This is a genomic window from Skermanella stibiiresistens SB22 (assembly GCF_000576635.1).
Taxonomy (GTDB): domain Bacteria; phylum Pseudomonadota; class Alphaproteobacteria; order Azospirillales; family Azospirillaceae; genus Skermanella; species Skermanella stibiiresistens.
Window position 1 is genome coordinate 1 of sequence record NZ_AVFL01000180.1, and the last position, 212, is coordinate 212.

The 212-nt window shown below is 59.9% G+C and carries 1 rRNA gene; it reads left to right on the forward strand.

Annotated features, from left to right (window positions below):
- Nucleotides 1-212, forward strand: a 23S ribosomal RNA gene (locus N825_RS35960); the annotation flags it as partial.

Here is a 212-nt window from a genome sequence, read left to right on the forward strand (position 1 = left end):
AACGGAGGCGCGCGAAGGTTGGCTCAGAGCGGTCGGAAATCGCTCGACGAGTGCAATGGCATAAGCCAGCCTGACTGCGAGACCGACAAGTCGAGCAGAGACGAAAGTCGGCCATAGTGATCCGGTGGTCCCGCGTGGAAGGGCCATCGCTCAACGGATAAAAGGTACGCCGGGGATAACAGGCTGATCTCCCCCAAGAGTCCACATCGACG